Raw genomic sequence first — 14678 nt, forward strand, 5'->3', positions numbered from 1 at the left:
GCATTCCGACGCCGGTGGCGGCCCCCCACCAGTGGCGTCAGCTGGTGGTGTCCTTGCCGATCATCCACCAGCGCTGGACGCCGGAGCTGTCCATGGTCAGCGGCACCCCGGTGACGTCCGACTGCATCGCGGCGTACTGCAGGCTCTCCCAGATCGGCACCAGCGGCACGTCCTTGGCGATGCCCTGCTGGATCTGCGTGTAGTCCTTGCGGGCGTCCTCGCGCTTGGTCTGGGCCAGGCCGGAGGCGATCAGCGCGGACGGCGCGGAGTAGCCGTTGAAGACGAAGTTGTGCGGGCCGGCCAGCGGCGAGACGTAGTCGTCGATGTCCAGGTAGTCGGCGTACCAAGTCAGCATGTAGGCGTCGAAGTCGGGCTTCTTCAGGATCGCGTCCGACAGCTTGGGGTAGGTCAGGTAGTCGCGCAGCGTCACCTTGAACAGCCCGCCGGCCTCCAACTGCTCCTTGATCAGCTCGGCCTCGCGCTGGATGGCCGGGTCGCCCTTGCTGTAGTAGGCGAAGGTGAAACTGATCGGCCCGTTCACGCCGGCCTTGGCCAGCTCGTCGTGGACCTTGGCCGCGCTGCTCGGCTGGCGGCCGTAGGCGGAGAAGAACGTGGTGGTCGCGTTCGTGATCCCGGAGGGCACGATCGTGTAGGCGGGCGAGACGGTGTAGTTGAACGCGTTACTGACGATCGCGGGGCGGTCGATCAGCTGCGCCACCGCACGCCGCACGGCCTGCTTGGCGAAGACACCGGAGGTGGTGTTCAGCGCCATCATGTTGATGCCACCGCCGGGACCGGAGACCACCTGCAGGCCGGAACGCAGCTGCTGGTTCTGCTGCATGTGCACGACGTCGGAGGTGTTGAGGTCGGCGATGACCGCGTCGACCTGGTTGTCGTCCAGGGCCTTCTTGGTCCCGTTCTGGTCCGGGAAGTACTTCAGGTCGACGCCCGAGTTGCGCGGCGGGGTGTCCGAGCCCTGGTAGTCCGCGTTCAGCGAGAGGTGGACCTCGCTGGGGGACTTGTCCGCGCCCGAGCCGGTGAAGGTGACCGAATCGATCTTGTAACGACCGGAGCCGACGACGCCGGTGAAGTCCGGCGCGGCCTCCTTGGTGGCTGGCAGCGTCTTCGGGTCGATGATCGAGGCGACGCCGGCGCTGAGCCGGTCGGGCATGGTCGCGTCGGGGTCCTTCAGGTGGAAGAGCACCGTGTCGCTGCCCTGCGTCTCCACGGACTTGATGGTGCTGCTGAGGATCGCGACCGGCCCGTTCTGGTCGTTGATCTGGATCACGCGGTCGATGGAGTACTTGACCGCGGCCGCGTCGAGCGGGTCCCCGTTCCAGAACTTCATGCCGGGGCGCAGGACGCACTTGTACGTCAGGTCGCCCGAGTCGGTGTAACGGCAGCTCTTGGCCGCGTCCTCCTGCGGGAGGTTGGCTCCCGGACGGTAGCTCAACAGGCGCTGGTAGACGTTGTAGTACACGGTCCACGCGCCGTTGTCGTAGGCGTGCGCCGGGTCCAGGGTGGTGTAGGCGTTGGCCGAGCCCACCCGGATCACGACGTCCGGTGCTCCCGCCACCGCGCCCGTCGACTTGGACGAACACGCGGTGGTGGCGGCGATGAGGCCGACGCAGCCGAGTGCTCCCAGCCGCTTGAGTGCTGACATCTTTTCTGTTTCTCCTTGTCGGCGTGCAGCGACGCCGCGACATCACGTCCGATTGCCGCCGACCCCCTCGGCTCTGGCAACCGTCAAGCGGTGAAGGCTAGCTTTGATCGAGACAGGTCAACAAGGGGCCTGGGGGCTTTTCGCTCCTTACGGGACCCCCTGGACCGAAGCGCGCACGGACGGGCATCCCGTGCAAGCCGCGCAATCCCGGCATCGTTTGTCTACGGCCCAATTCCAGCCACACCGAGTGGCTCTCATGAAATTCTTACTTTTCGGCGGAGGTGGGACCGGGATGCGGGCCCTCGCCCGGGGGCCGAAGCTGGAGTGGCCGAAGTCGGGCACCGGAGCCCACCCGTGACGGGAGCCATTGATGAGCACAGCGCCGCCGACATCGCCGAAATCCGTCGTCGTCGGACTCGACCAGTCCGCCGGCGCCCGTGCCGCCCTCGACTGGGCCGCCGCCGAGGCGGTGCTGCGCGGCGCACCGCTGCTGATCGCCACCGCCTGGACCGGGATGGACCGCGAGGAGTACGAGCCGAACATCGCCGACCCCGTCCACCGCGCCGCCGTCACCTTCGTCGAGGAGGCCGCCGCGGACATGCGCGCCCGGCACTCCGGCCTGGACGTCGACACCTCGCTGATGACCGAGGACCCCGTCGGCGGCCTGATCCGGCTCGCCCAGGACGCGGACCTCCTGGTCGTCGGCCGGCGCGGCCTGAACGCGCTGCAGATCTTGCTGCTCGGCTCGGTGAGCCAGCAGTTGGTGGCACACTCCCCGGTCCCCGTGGCCGTGGTGCCCGAGAACTCACCCGCGACGGCGGCCGACGCGCCGGTGGTCGTGGGCGCCGCCCGTGAGCTCACCGAGCCGCTCGACTTCGCCTTCGCCGAGGCGCGGACGCGCGGCGCGCCTGTGGTCGCGGTGCGCGCGTGGTCGATGTCGAACCCCTATCTCGCGGCCATGGCCGACGCCGTGGACCAGCTTCAGGCCGAGGAGGGCCGGGAACTGGAGTCGCTGGTCGAGGCGGCCAAGCTGCGGCACCCGGCCGTCGAGGTCAGCACCAGGGTCGAGTTCGCGTCACCGGAGGCGGCACTGATCGAGGCGTCCGAGGGCGCCGCGCTCGTGGTGGTGGGCCGACACCGCCGGCACTCCCGCTACGGGCTGCCGATCGGCCGGGTCCCCCACAAGGTGCTGCACCTCTCCGACCTGCCGGTCGTCGTGGTTCCGAACTGACGTCACGCCGCATGCGGGACGATCACGACGCGGTCCGGGTCGAAGACGCTGCGCGGGCCGGTGACCGGCCCGACCTCGATATGACCGATCAGGTAGCGCCGCACGTCCGCCTGCTGCTCCGGCGGCAGCTGCCGCCACTCCGCGGGCGGCAGACCGGTCGCGAGCAGGCCCTCGACGGCGTCCGGGGCGCGCAGGACGACGGCGCGGTTCTCCGCGCGGATCCGGGCGGTCACCTCGGCGCGCTCCCGGTCCGCCGCCGGGTCGCCGGCGTCGAGTTCGGCGACGAGCTCCGCCAGCCGGGCCTGGTCGTGGCGCCGGGCCGCGGCCGTCCGCCCGTCGAGCAGCGCGGCCGGGGCGGCCTCGGGTGACGCGTGCGGACCCAGGGCGTCCAGCAGGTACGGGATCTGCTGGTCGACCAGCTCCTCCAGCCGGGTCGCGCTGATGTAGCGGAAGCAGGGCTCGCGGTCGGCGGCGCGGCGTCCGGTGCAGGCGTAGGTGGGGTACTCGTCCACGGTGGAGCCGACCATCCGGTGCCCGCAGCGGGCGCAGCGGACCAGGCCGGTGAGCGGGTAGTGGCGGTCCGTCAGCCGTCCGGCGCGGGCCTGGTGCCGGCTGCGCAGGCGCAGCTCCCTGGCCTCCTCCCAGTCGGCGAGGGGGACGCACGGCTTCCAGGCGCCGCGCACCGGCGTCCCGTCCGGACCGCGCACCAGCTCGCCGCCGTTGACGCGCAGCCCGGCATAGCGCGGCGCGTCGATGATCCGGCCGACCTTGGTCGAGGTCCAGCGGCCGCCCCCGGCGGTGGGGACGCGCTCGGTGGTGAGCTCGCGGGCGATCCACGACAGCGTGCGGCCCGTCAGGAACCAGGCGTAGACGCGGGCGACGACGTCCGCCTCCTCGGGGACCAGGTCGTAGTCGCCGAGGGTGTAGCCGAAGGCGCGACGCCCGCCACCGTGCGGCCGCCCCGAGGCCGCCCCCTCCGCCTGCGCGGCGCGCACCGAGTCGGCGAGCCGCCGCCTGCCACGGTCCGCGAGCCGGGCGCGGTCGAGCAGCGCACGGCGCCGGTCGGCGTGGTCGAACTCGGCCCCGTCCTCGGGCGCGGCGGGGTCGAGCAGCGTCAGGCCGTGTTGCTCGACGAGCGTCAACAGAGCCGCCAGGTCCTGGGGTTGGACGCGCTCCAGCTCGTGCACGCCGTAGACCACGGCGTGCGTGACCTGTCCTGAGGCCAGCTCGGCCAGCAGGGCCTCCCAGCCGGGCCGCGCCGCGCCCGCCGACCAGCTCGTCGCCTGCGGGTCGAGCAGGACCCGACGCGGGGCGACCCGGATCCCGGCGCGCGCCGCCAATGCCCGGCACTCCGCCTCGCGCTGATCGACCCCCACCTGCCGCGACGACCGCCGGTGCGCCACCCGGCAGTACACGGCACCCTCGCGCCCTCCGTCCGCCGCACCGTCCCGCACCACTGCCCTCCGCTCCGACTCGCGTGGTGGAATCGATGCTTCCTCTGAGTTTCCTCTGAGTCAACCTCAGACCGCTGTGAATCCGCCGCACACGAAGCGGGACTGCGGTGCCGACCTCGTGGATCACCGCGGGTCACAGTGGTTCAGACCTGCCGACGAGAGGAGCGCACGGTTCCTCTGAAATTCTTCTGAGCGCTCATTGACGCGCTCCGGCGCCCACTGGTTCCCTTTTCCCAGCAAGGTTCACCCCACCTTGTGGTGACATCCCTCCCCGCTCGATGCGTTCGGCCTGCCGCAACGCGTTCCTTGGCATGCCCACGCCATCGCATGGGGGGTTCTGCACGTCCGCTCGCTCCACCGACAGAGAGGACCCAGGATCTCCATGGGCATCGCCTTCTTGGGACGGTCCGGCGCCGCCGCCGCAGGCCTGACCGCCGCGGCCGTCGTCGGCGCGCTCGCCATGGCCGCACCCGCGTCCGCCGGCACGTCGACCGCGCACGTCAAGCACCTGTGCGCGGCCCCCGCGCACGCACGGATGATGTCCTGCCTGGCGCTGGCACGCACCGACATCGCCGAGCCGCACGCCCTGACCGCGAACGCGGTCTCCCCGGCAGCGACCCCCTCCGGCTACGGTCCCAGCGACCTGCTCAGTGCCTACAACCTGCCGGCCAACGGCGGTGCGGGCCAGACCGTGGCGATCGTCGACGCGCAGGACGACCCGAATGCGGAGTCGGACCTGGCTGCCTACCGCAGCCAGTACGGCCTGCCGGCCTGCACCACCGCCAACGGGTGCTTCAAAAAGGTCGACGAGAACGGCGGCACCAACTACCCGACCGCCGACTCGGGTTGGGCGGGCGAGATCTCCCTCGACCTGGACATGGTCTCGGCCGTGGCGCCCGACGCCCACATCATCCTGGTCGAGGCCACCTCGGCGAACATGAGCGACCTGGGCACCAGCGTCAACGAGGCCGTCTCACTGGGAGCGAAGTACGTCTCCAACAGCTACGGCGGCTCCGAGGACTCCACCGACCTGACCTCGGACAGCAGTTACTTCAACCACCCGGGTGTGGCCATCACCGTCTCGGCCGGCGACTCGGCCTACGGCGCCGAGTACCCGGCCTCCTCGCAGTACGTGACCTCGGTCGGCGGCACCTCGCTCAGCAAGGCGTCGAACAGCCGTGGTTGGAGTGAGAGCGTCTGGTCGACCTCCAGCACCGAGGGCACCGGCTCCGGCTGCTCGGCGTACGACCCCAAGCCCAGCTGGCAGACCGACACGGGCTGCTCCAAGCGCACCGTCTCGGACGTGTCCGCCGTTGCCGACCCAGCGACCGGCGTCGCGGTCTACGACAGCTACCAGGCCACCGGCTGGAACGTCTACGGCGGCACCAGCGCCTCCTCCCCGATCATCGCCTCCGTCTATGCGGACGCGGGCACCCCGGGCAGCGGTGACTACCCCGCCAAGTACCCCTACCAGCACACCAGCGCGCTGAACGACGTCACCAGCGGCAGCAACGGCACCTGCTCCCCCGCCTACCTCTGCACCGCCGAGGTCGGCTACGACGGCCCCACCGGGCTCGGCACGCCGAACGGGCTGACGGCCTTCACCGCGGGCACCAGCAGCGCCGAGACGGTCTCCGTCACCAACCCCGGCAGCCAGACCGGCGCGGTTGGCACGGCCGTCTCGAAGCAGGTCGCCGCGACGGACTCCGCGGGCAAGTCGCTGACGTACTCGGCGACGGGACTCCCGGCGGGCCTGAGCATCTCGTCCTCGGGCCTGATCTCCGGCACACCGACCACGGCCGGCACCTCCAGCGTGACCGTCACGGCGTCCTCCGGCAGCGCATCCGGCTCGACGTCCTTCTCCTGGACCGTCAGCTCCGGCGGCGGCACGGGAGGCTGCACCAGCACCGGCCAGAAGCTCGGCAACCCCGGCTTCGAGACCGGCACCGCCTCACCCTGGACCGCCTCCTCCGGCGTGATCAACGGTGACACGACCTCGGAGCCGGCCCACTCCGGCAGCTACGACGCCTGGCTGGACGGCTACGGCACCACCCACACCGACACCCTGTCGCAGTCGGTGGCGATCCCGGCCGGCTGCACCACCGGCTTCTCCTTCTGGCTGCACGTCGACACCGCCGAGACCAGCACGACCACGGCCTACGACACCCTCAAGGTCCAGGTCCTGAACGGCTCCGGCAGTGTGCTGGGCACCCTGGCCACCTACTCCAACCTGAACGCCGGCAGCGGCTACACCCAGCACTCCTTCGACCTGTCGAGCTACGCCGGACAGACCGTCACCCTCAAGTTCACCGGGAGTGAGGACGCGAGCCAGCAGACCAGCTTCGTCATCGACGACACCGCGCTGAACGCCTCCTGATCCACCCCTGATCCACCCGCAGAGCGCGCGAGGCCCCCTGCTCCCCCCGGCAGGGGGCCTCGCGTCGTCACCTCGCGTCGTCACCGCGCATCGACGACGGTGCTGATCCGGCCCGTGTCGACGTCGTGGACATGGCCGGAGACGCTCACCTCGGCGGGGATCAGCGGCGACAGCCGGAGCCGCTCGACGTCGGCGCGGACCGTGGCGTACGGGTCGGCCACCTGGGAGCCCGCGAGCGCCGCCTCGTCGAGACCGGTCGCGGTCGCCGCCTCACGACGGAACGCCTCGTCGGCGAGGAAGCCGGTGCCGCACTGGGTGTGATGGACGACGGCGACCTCGAAGAGCGGGCCCGACAGCCCGAACACGCGTCGGGCCAGGAACGCCAGATAGGCGAGGTCGCCGATCACGGCCGGGGTGACCCGGCCGCCGGCATTGCGGATCACGGGGGCCTCGCCGAGCCGGATCCCGAGGACGGTGGCCGGATCCACCCGGTGATCCAGACAGCAGACCACGATCAGCTGCGCGGTGGGCGGGGCGAGCGGGAGCGGGGCGTTGTCACGGGCGAAGTCCTCGTTGCGGGCGAGGAGCGGGCCCATCCTGGTCCGGCTGGTGCTGACGGGACCGGTCATGGCGGTTCCCTCCGAGCTCGACTCTTTGTGGACACTGTCCACGTTAGCTCCGAAAGTGGACGCCGTCCACGTTGCGCTATGGTGAGCCGGTGACCACGGTCCGACCTGCAGCGGAGCCACCCGAGCCGCCTACGTCCGCGTCCGCGACGCCGTCGGCAGGGCGCCGGCGACCGCGGGGAGCGGTCCGGGCCGGCCTGATCGCCGCCGGTGTGGAGCTGGCACGCACCGGCGGCCCGGACGCGGTGGTGCTGCGCGAGGCCACGCGCCTGGTCGGCGTCGTGCCCAACGCCGCGTACCGACACTTCGCCGACCGTGACGAGCTCCTCGCCGTCGTCTGCGTCGCGGCGATGACCGAGCTCGGCGACCGGATGGCCGCCGCGGTGGCCCGCGTCCCCGGGGCCCCGGACGATCCGCTCGCGGCCCGCCTGCGGCTCGGCGCGATCGGCACCGCCTACCTGGAGTTCGCCCGCGCGGAACCGGGCCTGTTCGCCACCGCCTTCGCCGTGCCGTCGCAGCACCTGTACACGGCCCCCGCCGACCCCGCGCCCGGCGCCGACCGCAGCCCCCTCGGCCAGCTGCGCACCGCCCTGGACGCGCTCGTCGCCGCGGGCGTCCTCGACCCCCGCCGCCGACCGGGGCTCGAGTTCCCGATCTGGTCCGCCGTCCACGGCTTGGCCGTCCTCACCAGCCAGGGGCCCCTGCGCGAGGTCGGCGCCCCCGAACGCGCCCGGCTGAACGAGCTGACGCTCGCCTTCATCGGCGAGAGCCTGGAACAGCGGGCGACGTGAGGGCAGGCCACAGGGGCTCGCTGACGGATCAGGTCGCTCCTTGCCGCACTGACCGGCCTCAGCCCGGTTTCCCCGCTGCCGCCCGCGCCGCGGCCATGTCGCGGCGCTCGTTGCGCACCGCCAGCGCGACGGTGACGGCGAGGCTCGCGGCGATGATGCCCTCGGCCCAGAAGAAGGCGACATAGTCCATCAGCGAGCCGATGGGCGGGCTCCCCGGCGCGGCGTTGCGCAGACCGACGAGGGCGAACAGGGTGGCGGCCATCCAGCCCAGCGCCGGCCAGACCATGCCGTGGCGTCGGCGCACGAGGACCTCCGCGCCACCGAGCACGGCGAGGGCCAGCGCCCACATCGCCGCCATCATGAACCAGGCCAGGATGAACGTCGCCCGCGAGCGTCCCGCCCTGGCGTCGAGCCGCGCGACCGTGCCGCCGCTGGCCGACTTCGTGGGGCGGACGACGAAGAACGGGTCGGCGTCGCTGTAGGTCAGGGACAGGGGAACGGTGTGGCCGTGGTCGGTGGCGACCCAGCCCACGGAGAGGTCGTAGCGGTCGAAGGGATAGTCAGTGGGGGTGCCGTTGTTGAGCCCGGCCGTGACGACCTGGAGCGGAGCGACATCTCCGGGTTTGGTGTGGAAGCTGGACACCGTCAGCCCCACGGCGGTGATCTCGATGTCCTTGGCGAAGACCGGTGAGTCGGGCTCCTCAGCGAGGCCGCCGTGCGGGAACGCCTGGACGGAGAGCGACAGGTCGAGCCCGGACGTGTTCACACCCTGGGCGGTGACGTCGAGTTCGATCCAGTCCGAGGCCGTCGGGTTGCCGACCACGCTGACCTGCTGGCGGCTGGTGCGCTCGTTGAGGTAGAGCCCGACACCCGCGCCGCACAGCACCATGACCAGCGCGACTACGAGGAGCGAAGGCGGAATACGCATGATGTCCCGTCCGGTGGCGATGCATCAGCGGCCATACATTCGGAACTTATGTCCTATTTGGGGCGAAAGCACCGCCCCTGGGCCGATCGGGCGAGAGGCGGGGCCTCGACCCCAGCGCCCCACGGATTTCGGTACTCCGATCCGCTCGACCGCTGTGCTAGCTTGATGTCCACTCGTCAAACAGACGAATGTGCGCGACTTGTGGCGATCTCATGTCCATGCGGAGCCAGGGGTGCCGCTCCTGAGCGCATTGTGAGCAGAATCTGGGTCAGCCGTGGCCAGCCGTCGTGCCACAGGACGACGGGGGATGTCATGCGAGGTTCGTCTGCGATCGGGAGCATTCCACCGTGTGGTTCCAACCCCGCCGTCCCGTCGGCGGCCCCAGGGCCGCTGACGCCCCCGACAGCAGTCGGATATCAGGACCCGGCGCGTCCGACCTTACCGGTGTCGCGGACGGTGCTCTCGACTCGACCCACGCCCGGACCTTCGCAGGCGGCCTCACGGACCGTGACGTCGCGCTGATCCGCACCAGTCTCGCCGTGGTCGAGCCGCTGGCGGCCGACATGGCGGTCTACTTCTACTCGATCCTGTTCACGCGCTACCCGCAGGTCAGGGAGATGTTCCCGCCCGGCATGGACACCCAGCGCGGACGCCTGCTGCGAGCCCTGCTGCACATCGTCGACCTCGTCGACGACCCCGAGGCGCTGGCCCGGTTCTGCGCCCATCTCGGACGCGACCACCGCAAGTTCGGCACCCAGAACGACCACTACGACGCGGTCGGGGAGTGCCTGCTGGCCGCGCTGGCCCGGTTCGCCGGCCCCGCGTGGAACCCCGAGGTGGCCGGGGCCTGGACCCGCGCCTACACCGCCGTCGCCAAGGTGATGACGCAGGCCGCGGACGAGGACGCGCAGGCGCGGCCCGCGGTCTGGAACGCCCAGATCGTGCACCGGCAGGTCTTCCCGCACGGCATCGCCGCCATCACCGTGCAGCCCGACAAGCCCTACGAGTACGCCGCCGGACAGTACGTCAGCATGGAGACCCCGTGGTGGCCGCGGGAGTGGCGCTACTACTCCCCCGCCAACGCGCCGCGCCCGGACGGCACCCTCACCTTCCACGTCCGCGCGATCCCGACCGGCTGGGTGAGCAACGCCCTGGTCCGGCGCTCCACCGTGGGCGACGTGATCCGGCTCGGACCGCCGCTCGGCGACATGGTGCTGGACCCGGAGTCGGGCCGCGACATCCTCTGCGTGGCCGGCGGCACCGGACTGGCCCCGATCCGCGCGCTGGTCGAGGAGAGCGCCCGCAACGGCGTCCAGCGGCAGATGGACGTGTTCATCGGCGCCCGCACCTCCGACGAGCTCTACGGCCTCGACGAGATGCTGCGGTTCGCGCAGCGCAACCACTGGCTGCAGGTGCGCGCCGCCGTCTCCGACGAGCACATCCTCGGGCTGAGCGGCTCGCTGCCGCAGGTGCTGCGGGAGTTCGGCCCCTGGTACCGGCACGACGCCTACCTCAGCGGCCCGGCCTCGATGGTGACCGCCGCGGCCGACACCCTGCGGCAGAACGGCGTCCCGCGCTCGCGCATCCGCCACGACCCGCTCGACGTGCCCGTCCTGTCCCTGAACTGACGCCGTGGGCCTCCCCCGGGCCCCGCACCGACCCGACCCCGGGAGCCATCCCCCGTGACCCACCACCGCTTCGGTTCAGCCGGCGAGCGCGTGCTGCAGCAGCGGCACGGCACCACGGAGCGCGCCGCCGAATTCTACGACCGGCAGGTGCACCCGTACCTCACCCCGACGATGCGCGCGTTCATCGACCGGATGACGATGGTCTTCCTGTCCACCGCGGACTCCGGCGGCGCCTGCGACGCGAGCTTCCGCGCGGGCCCGCCCGGCTTCGTCCAGGTGCTGAGCGACCGCACCCTGGCCTACCCCGAGTACCGCGGCAACGGCGTGATGGCCAGCGCGGGCAACATGACCGAGAACCCGCACCTCGGCATGCTGTTCCTGGACTTCACCCGCGACCACATCGGACTGCACGTCAACGGCACGGCGGCGCTCTGCTCGGACGCCGACCTGCGGCACCACCACCCGGAGCTCCGGGTGGACCCGGCGCCGGGCCGCCGCCCCGAACTGTGGATCCACGTCACGGTCGACGAGGCCTACATCCACTGCTCGAAGCACATCCCGCACCTGGAGCCCGCGGCGCGCCCGCGCGAACAGGAGTCGGTGCGCCCGCGCGACCAGCAGTACTTCACCGACGCGCGAGTGCCGCGCCAGCCCCTGCCGGTGGACTACACACCCGCCACACCCGTCCGCCAGGCCGAGGTGGCCCGCCAGCACCGCTAGCTGTCTGTTTGAGTCAGGACAAGGCGGCCACCACCGCAGCCGCCGCGTCCGCGACCAGCGGCTCGTCGGCGGGGGCGGTGGCGTCGTGCTGGGTGGACAGGACCGACAGCACGATCGGCCGGCGGCCGGGCGGCCAGGTGAAGCCGACGTCGTTGGTGGTGCCGTAGTCGCCGGTGCCGGTCTTGTCCGCGACCGTCCAGCCCTTGGGCAGCCCCGCCCGGAAGCGGTGCGCGCTGGTCGTGTTGGCCAGCAGCCAGCCGGTCAGCAGCTCCCGCTTGCGCGCCGTCAGGACGTCCCCGAGGACGAGCCGGGCGTAGGTGCGGGCGACGGCGCGCGGACTGGTGGTGTCCGTCACCCGCCACGGCTCGGCCGAGTTCAGTGCGGGCTCCCAGCGGTCCAGCCGGGTGACCCGGTCCCCGACGGACCGGCAGAAACGCGTCACCGCCTGGGGGCCGCCGAGTTCCCGCACCAGCAGGTTGCCCGCGCCGTTGTCGCTGTACTCGATGGCCGCCGCGCACAGCTCCGCCACGGTCATGCCCCGGGCGACGTTGTCGGCCGCTCCGGTGATCGGCGCGTAGCCGGCGTCGGTGACGTACGCCGCGGTGTAGTGGATCCGTTTGGCGAGGAACCGCCCGTCCCGGTCGAGATCCCGCAGCACGGCGGCGACGGCGATCGTCTTGACGGTCGAACAGATCGGGAACAGCTCGTCGGCGCGGTAGCGCACCGACCTGCCGGTGCCGGTGTCGTACGCGAACACGCCCAGCCGTGCGTCGTGCCGCCGCTCCAGCGCACGTAACCGTCCCTCGACCGCTTGGGCGCGCTCCGCGCCCCGGGCGACGGCCTGCCCGCCCGTCGGCAGCACGACGGTGAGGGCCGCCCCGGCGACCCCGGCCAGCACTCCACGACGACTCCGGTGCAGATCCATGCGGCCGACCTCTCTGTCAGTCATCAGTCCTATAGTTCGAGGCAATTCGATCCAACTGCTTCGATCTGGACGGAGGGATTCCGTAATCATGACGGCCTGGGCCGGCGGCATCGCCGCCAACACGCTCTTCGTGACCGATCTGACCGCTTCCAAGGAGTTCTACTCGACCGCGTTCGGTTCCACGCCGATCTTCGAGGACGACGATTCGGCCGTCTTCCGGCTCGGCCCCACGATCGTCAACCTGCTCCGCCTCTCCGCGGTGCCGGAGTTGATCGAGCCCGCCTCCGCCGCGGACCGCGGCGCGGGCGCGCGGCTGGTCTTCACCGTCGAGGTGGAGGACGTGGACGCCCGCGTCGGGCAGCTGACGGCGGCCGGAGTCAAGCTGCTCAACGGCCCCGTCGACCGCCCCTGGGGCCCGCGCACCGCCAGCTTCGCCGACCTCGACGGCTACATCTGGGAGATCGCCGCCAACCCGAAACCCTGAGAGGCCGTCGGGTCCGCCCTCAGAGGGTGACGGTCAGGCCCGCCCGGACGGCCAGGACGACGAGTTGGGCGCGGGAGCGCGCGTTGAGCTTGGTCATGGCGCGGGTCACGTGCGTGCGCACGGTGGCCGGGGAGAGGAACAGGGCGTCGGCGATCTCGTCGTTGGACCGCCCGGTGGCGACCCACGCGGCGATCTCGCGTTCCCGCTCGGTGAGGGAGTCCAGCCCCTCGACCGGCGCGGGCGGCGCCCAGCGCTGGGCGAAGGTGCTCACCAGCAGCCGGGTCACGGACGGCGACAGCAGCGCCTCGCCCGCGGCCACCACCCGGATGGCGTGCACGAGTTCGGAGGGGGCGGAGTCCTTGAGGACGAAGCCGCTCGCGCCCGCCTGCAGCGCCTCGAACACGTAGTGGTCGATCTCGAAGGTGGTGACCACGACGACCCGCACGCCCCGCAGGGCCGGGTCGACGGCGAGGTGACGCAGCAGCTCCAGGCCGTCCATGTCCGGCATGCGGATGTCCAGCAGCATCACGTCCGGCCGCTCGTCCGGCCGGTGGGCGCGGAGTTGCGCGAGAGCCTGACGGCCGTGCTCCGCCTCGGCGACGACCTGCAGGTCGTCCTCGCGGTCGATCAGGACGCGCAGGCCCATGCGGACCAGTTGGTGGTCGTCGACCAGCATCACCCGGATCACGCCCGTACCTCCTCGGGCAGCGGGAGCCGCGCCTCGACCCGGAAGCCGCCGCCGTCCAACGGCCCGGTCTCCAGTCGGCCGTGCAGGTCCTCGACCCGGCGGCGCATGCCGGTCAGCCCACGTCCGGGCGGCCCCACCGTGGCCGGGGTGCCGCTGCCGCGGTCGGTCACCCGGACCAGGACCTCGCCGTCCTGCCGGTCGATGCTCACCTCGGCCCGGGTCGGTCCGGCGTGCCGCAGCACGTTCGTGAGCGCCTCCTGCACGACGCGGTAGACGGCGGCGTTCAACGGCTCGGGCAGCTCGCCGCCCACGTCGACCGCCACCCCGACCGGCAGGCCACCGGCCCTGACCTGCCCGATCAGCTCCGTCAGCCCGGCGACGCCCGCCGGGCCGGGGGCGGCCAGCGCGGCGGGCATGGCCGGCGTGCGCGGATCCGGACGTGGATGGAAGGTGTCCAGCATCCGCCGCAGGTCGGCCAGCGCGGTGGAGCTGGTGTCGCGGACCGCCTCCAGCGAGCGGCGGGCCTGCTCCGGCTGTTCGTCGAAGACCAGCAGCGCCACCTGCGCCTGCATGGTGACCAGCGCGAAGCCGTGCCCGGCGATGTCGTGGACCTCTCCGGCGATCCGCATCCGCTCCTCCAGGGCCGTCCGCGCCACCAGGTCCTCGCGGGCCCGCGTCCGGGCGGCGTGCAGCACGTGGATCAGCGCGCCCAGCGACCACGGGAGCAGGCTCCATCCGGTCCAGGCCAGCGCCAGCAGCCAGGTGGCGTGATGGTCGCCGGTCACCCGGGCGAAGATCGTCGCCGAGGAGACCGCCGCGGCCACCCCGCAGGCCCGCGCCGAGGTGGCCAGCGGCCGCTGCCGCGCCACCTCGAACACCGCGACCATCAGCGCGAGCAGCACCGGGCCGTACGCGTAACCGGCCAGCAGGTACGCGTTGACCAGCAACGTCGTCGCGGCGAGCGCCCCGAGCGGCGACACCCGCCGCAGTCCGACGGACGCCAGGGCGGCCGCGGCCAGCAGCACCACGCCGAGCGCGTCCAGGCCGCGGACCCCGTTCTGCCCGACGGCCGCCCGGAACGTCCCGGCCACGACCACGGCGGCGAAGAGCACCGCGAGCGCCACGTCTGCCGGCGCCGGCCGCGCCGGCAGACGTGGCGCTCG

General features: G+C 72.0%; 13 protein-coding genes. 6 read left to right on the top strand and 7 right to left on the bottom strand.

The window, feature by feature from the left end; genetic code table 11:
• Positions 1-37: 37 nt before the first annotated feature.
• A complete protein-coding gene (locus DN069_RS30355) occupies positions 38-1663 on the bottom strand; it encodes an ABC transporter substrate-binding protein (protein ID WP_111506418.1) in 1626 nt (541 codons plus the stop codon).
• Between the two features lie 370 nt (positions 1664-2033).
• Between DN069_RS30355 and DN069_RS30360 the strand changes: the two genes are divergently transcribed.
• Positions 2034-2894, top strand: coding sequence for a universal stress protein (locus DN069_RS30360; protein WP_111506420.1), 861 nt, complete (start codon positions 2034-2036; stop codon positions 2892-2894).
• 2 nt (positions 2895-2896) lie between these two features.
• On the opposite strand, the gene DN069_RS30365 is transcribed toward DN069_RS30360, so the two are convergent.
• Entirely contained in the window at positions 2897-4351 is a 1455-nt protein-coding gene (locus DN069_RS30365; protein ID WP_111506422.1) for a recombinase family protein, read from the bottom strand.
• Positions 4352-4730: 379 nt separating this feature from the next.
• Between DN069_RS30365 and DN069_RS30370 the strand changes: the two genes are divergently transcribed.
• Positions 4731-6725, top strand: coding sequence for a putative Ig domain-containing protein (locus DN069_RS30370; RefSeq protein WP_111506424.1), 1995 nt, complete (start codon positions 4731-4733; stop codon positions 6723-6725).
• An 80-nt stretch (positions 6726-6805) separates the two neighbouring features.
• Here DN069_RS30370 and DN069_RS30375 read toward each other — a convergent pair whose 3' ends face one another.
• The gene (locus DN069_RS30375) at positions 6806-7354 is read right to left on the bottom strand and encodes a carbonic anhydrase (protein WP_207892321.1); all 549 of its coding nucleotides are present in this window, start codon (positions 7352-7354) and stop codon (positions 6806-6808) included.
• Between the two features lie 209 nt (positions 7355-7563).
• Here DN069_RS30375 and DN069_RS30380 point away from each other — a divergent pair, with 209 nt between their 5' ends.
• Positions 7564-8142: a TetR-like C-terminal domain-containing protein gene (locus DN069_RS30380; RefSeq protein ID WP_243639934.1), complete on the top strand. Its 579-nt coding sequence runs from the start codon at positions 7564-7566 to the stop codon at positions 8140-8142.
• 58 nt (positions 8143-8200) lie between these two features.
• Here DN069_RS30380 and DN069_RS30385 read toward each other — a convergent pair whose 3' ends face one another.
• The gene (locus DN069_RS30385; RefSeq protein WP_111506428.1) at positions 8201-9070 is read right to left on the bottom strand and encodes a DUF4436 family protein; all 870 of its coding nucleotides are present in this window, start codon (positions 9068-9070) and stop codon (positions 8201-8203) included.
• A gap of 347 nt (positions 9071-9417) precedes the next feature.
• Between DN069_RS30385 and DN069_RS30390 the strand changes: the two genes are divergently transcribed.
• Both DN069_RS30390 and DN069_RS30395 read left to right on the top strand, forming a co-directional pair.
• A complete protein-coding gene (locus tag DN069_RS30390; protein WP_243639936.1) occupies positions 9418-10698 on the top strand; it encodes a globin domain-containing protein in 1281 nt (426 codons plus the stop codon).
• Positions 10699-10752: 54 nt separating this feature from the next.
• Positions 10753-11418: a pyridoxamine 5'-phosphate oxidase family protein gene (locus tag DN069_RS30395; protein ID WP_111506430.1), complete on the top strand. Its 666-nt coding sequence runs from the start codon at positions 10753-10755 to the stop codon at positions 11416-11418.
• 13 nt (positions 11419-11431) lie between these two features.
• Here DN069_RS30395 and bla read toward each other — a convergent pair whose 3' ends face one another.
• Positions 11432-12367 carry a class A beta-lactamase gene (bla, locus tag DN069_RS30400; RefSeq protein WP_243639937.1) on the bottom strand — a complete coding sequence of 312 codons (936 nt, stop codon included), beginning with the start codon at positions 12365-12367 and terminating at the stop codon, positions 11432-11434.
• A gap of 64 nt (positions 12368-12431) precedes the next feature.
• On the opposite strand from bla, the gene DN069_RS30405 reads away from it, so the two are divergent.
• A complete protein-coding gene (locus DN069_RS30405) occupies positions 12432-12827 on the top strand; it encodes a VOC family protein (protein ID WP_111506434.1) in 396 nt (131 codons plus the stop codon).
• Positions 12828-12846: 19 nt separating this feature from the next.
• On the opposite strand, the gene DN069_RS30410 is transcribed toward DN069_RS30405, so the two are convergent.
• Entirely contained in the window at positions 12847-13515 is a 669-nt protein-coding gene (locus DN069_RS30410; protein ID WP_111506436.1) for a response regulator, read from the bottom strand.
• The coding region (locus tag DN069_RS30415) for a sensor histidine kinase (RefSeq protein ID WP_207892322.1) at positions 13512-14678 on the bottom strand (1167 nt) is incomplete at its 5' end. The genes DN069_RS30415 and DN069_RS30410, both read right to left, overlap by 4 nt.

Source organism: Streptacidiphilus pinicola, from assembly GCF_003258295.1.
Classification (GTDB): Bacteria; Actinomycetota; Actinomycetes; order Streptomycetales; family Streptomycetaceae; genus Streptacidiphilus; species Streptacidiphilus pinicola.

Excerpts from the sequence above, each read along its gene's own strand:
- DN069_RS30385 (WP_111506428.1), bottom strand. The coding sequence starts at position 9,070 with ATGCGTATTCCGCCTTCGCTCCTCGTAGTCGCGCTGGTCATGGTGCTG.
- bla (WP_243639937.1), bottom strand. The coding sequence starts at position 12,367 with ATGACTGACAGAGAGGTCGGCCGCATGGATCTGCACCGGAGTCGTCGT.
- DN069_RS30355 (WP_111506418.1), bottom strand. The coding sequence starts at position 1,663 with ATGTCAGCACTCAAGCGGCTGGGAGCACTCGGCTGCGTCGGCCTCATC.
- DN069_RS30360 (WP_111506420.1), top strand. The coding sequence starts at position 2,034 with ATGAGCACAGCGCCGCCGACATCGCCGAAATCCGTCGTCGTCGGACTC.
- DN069_RS30405 (WP_111506434.1), top strand. The coding sequence starts at position 12,432 with ATGACGGCCTGGGCCGGCGGCATCGCCGCCAACACGCTCTTCGTGACC.
- DN069_RS30375 (WP_207892321.1), bottom strand. The coding sequence starts at position 7,354 with ATGACCGGTCCCGTCAGCACCAGCCGGACCAGGATGGGCCCGCTCCTC.
- DN069_RS30370 (WP_111506424.1), top strand. The coding sequence starts at position 4,731 with ATGGGCATCGCCTTCTTGGGACGGTCCGGCGCCGCCGCCGCAGGCCTG.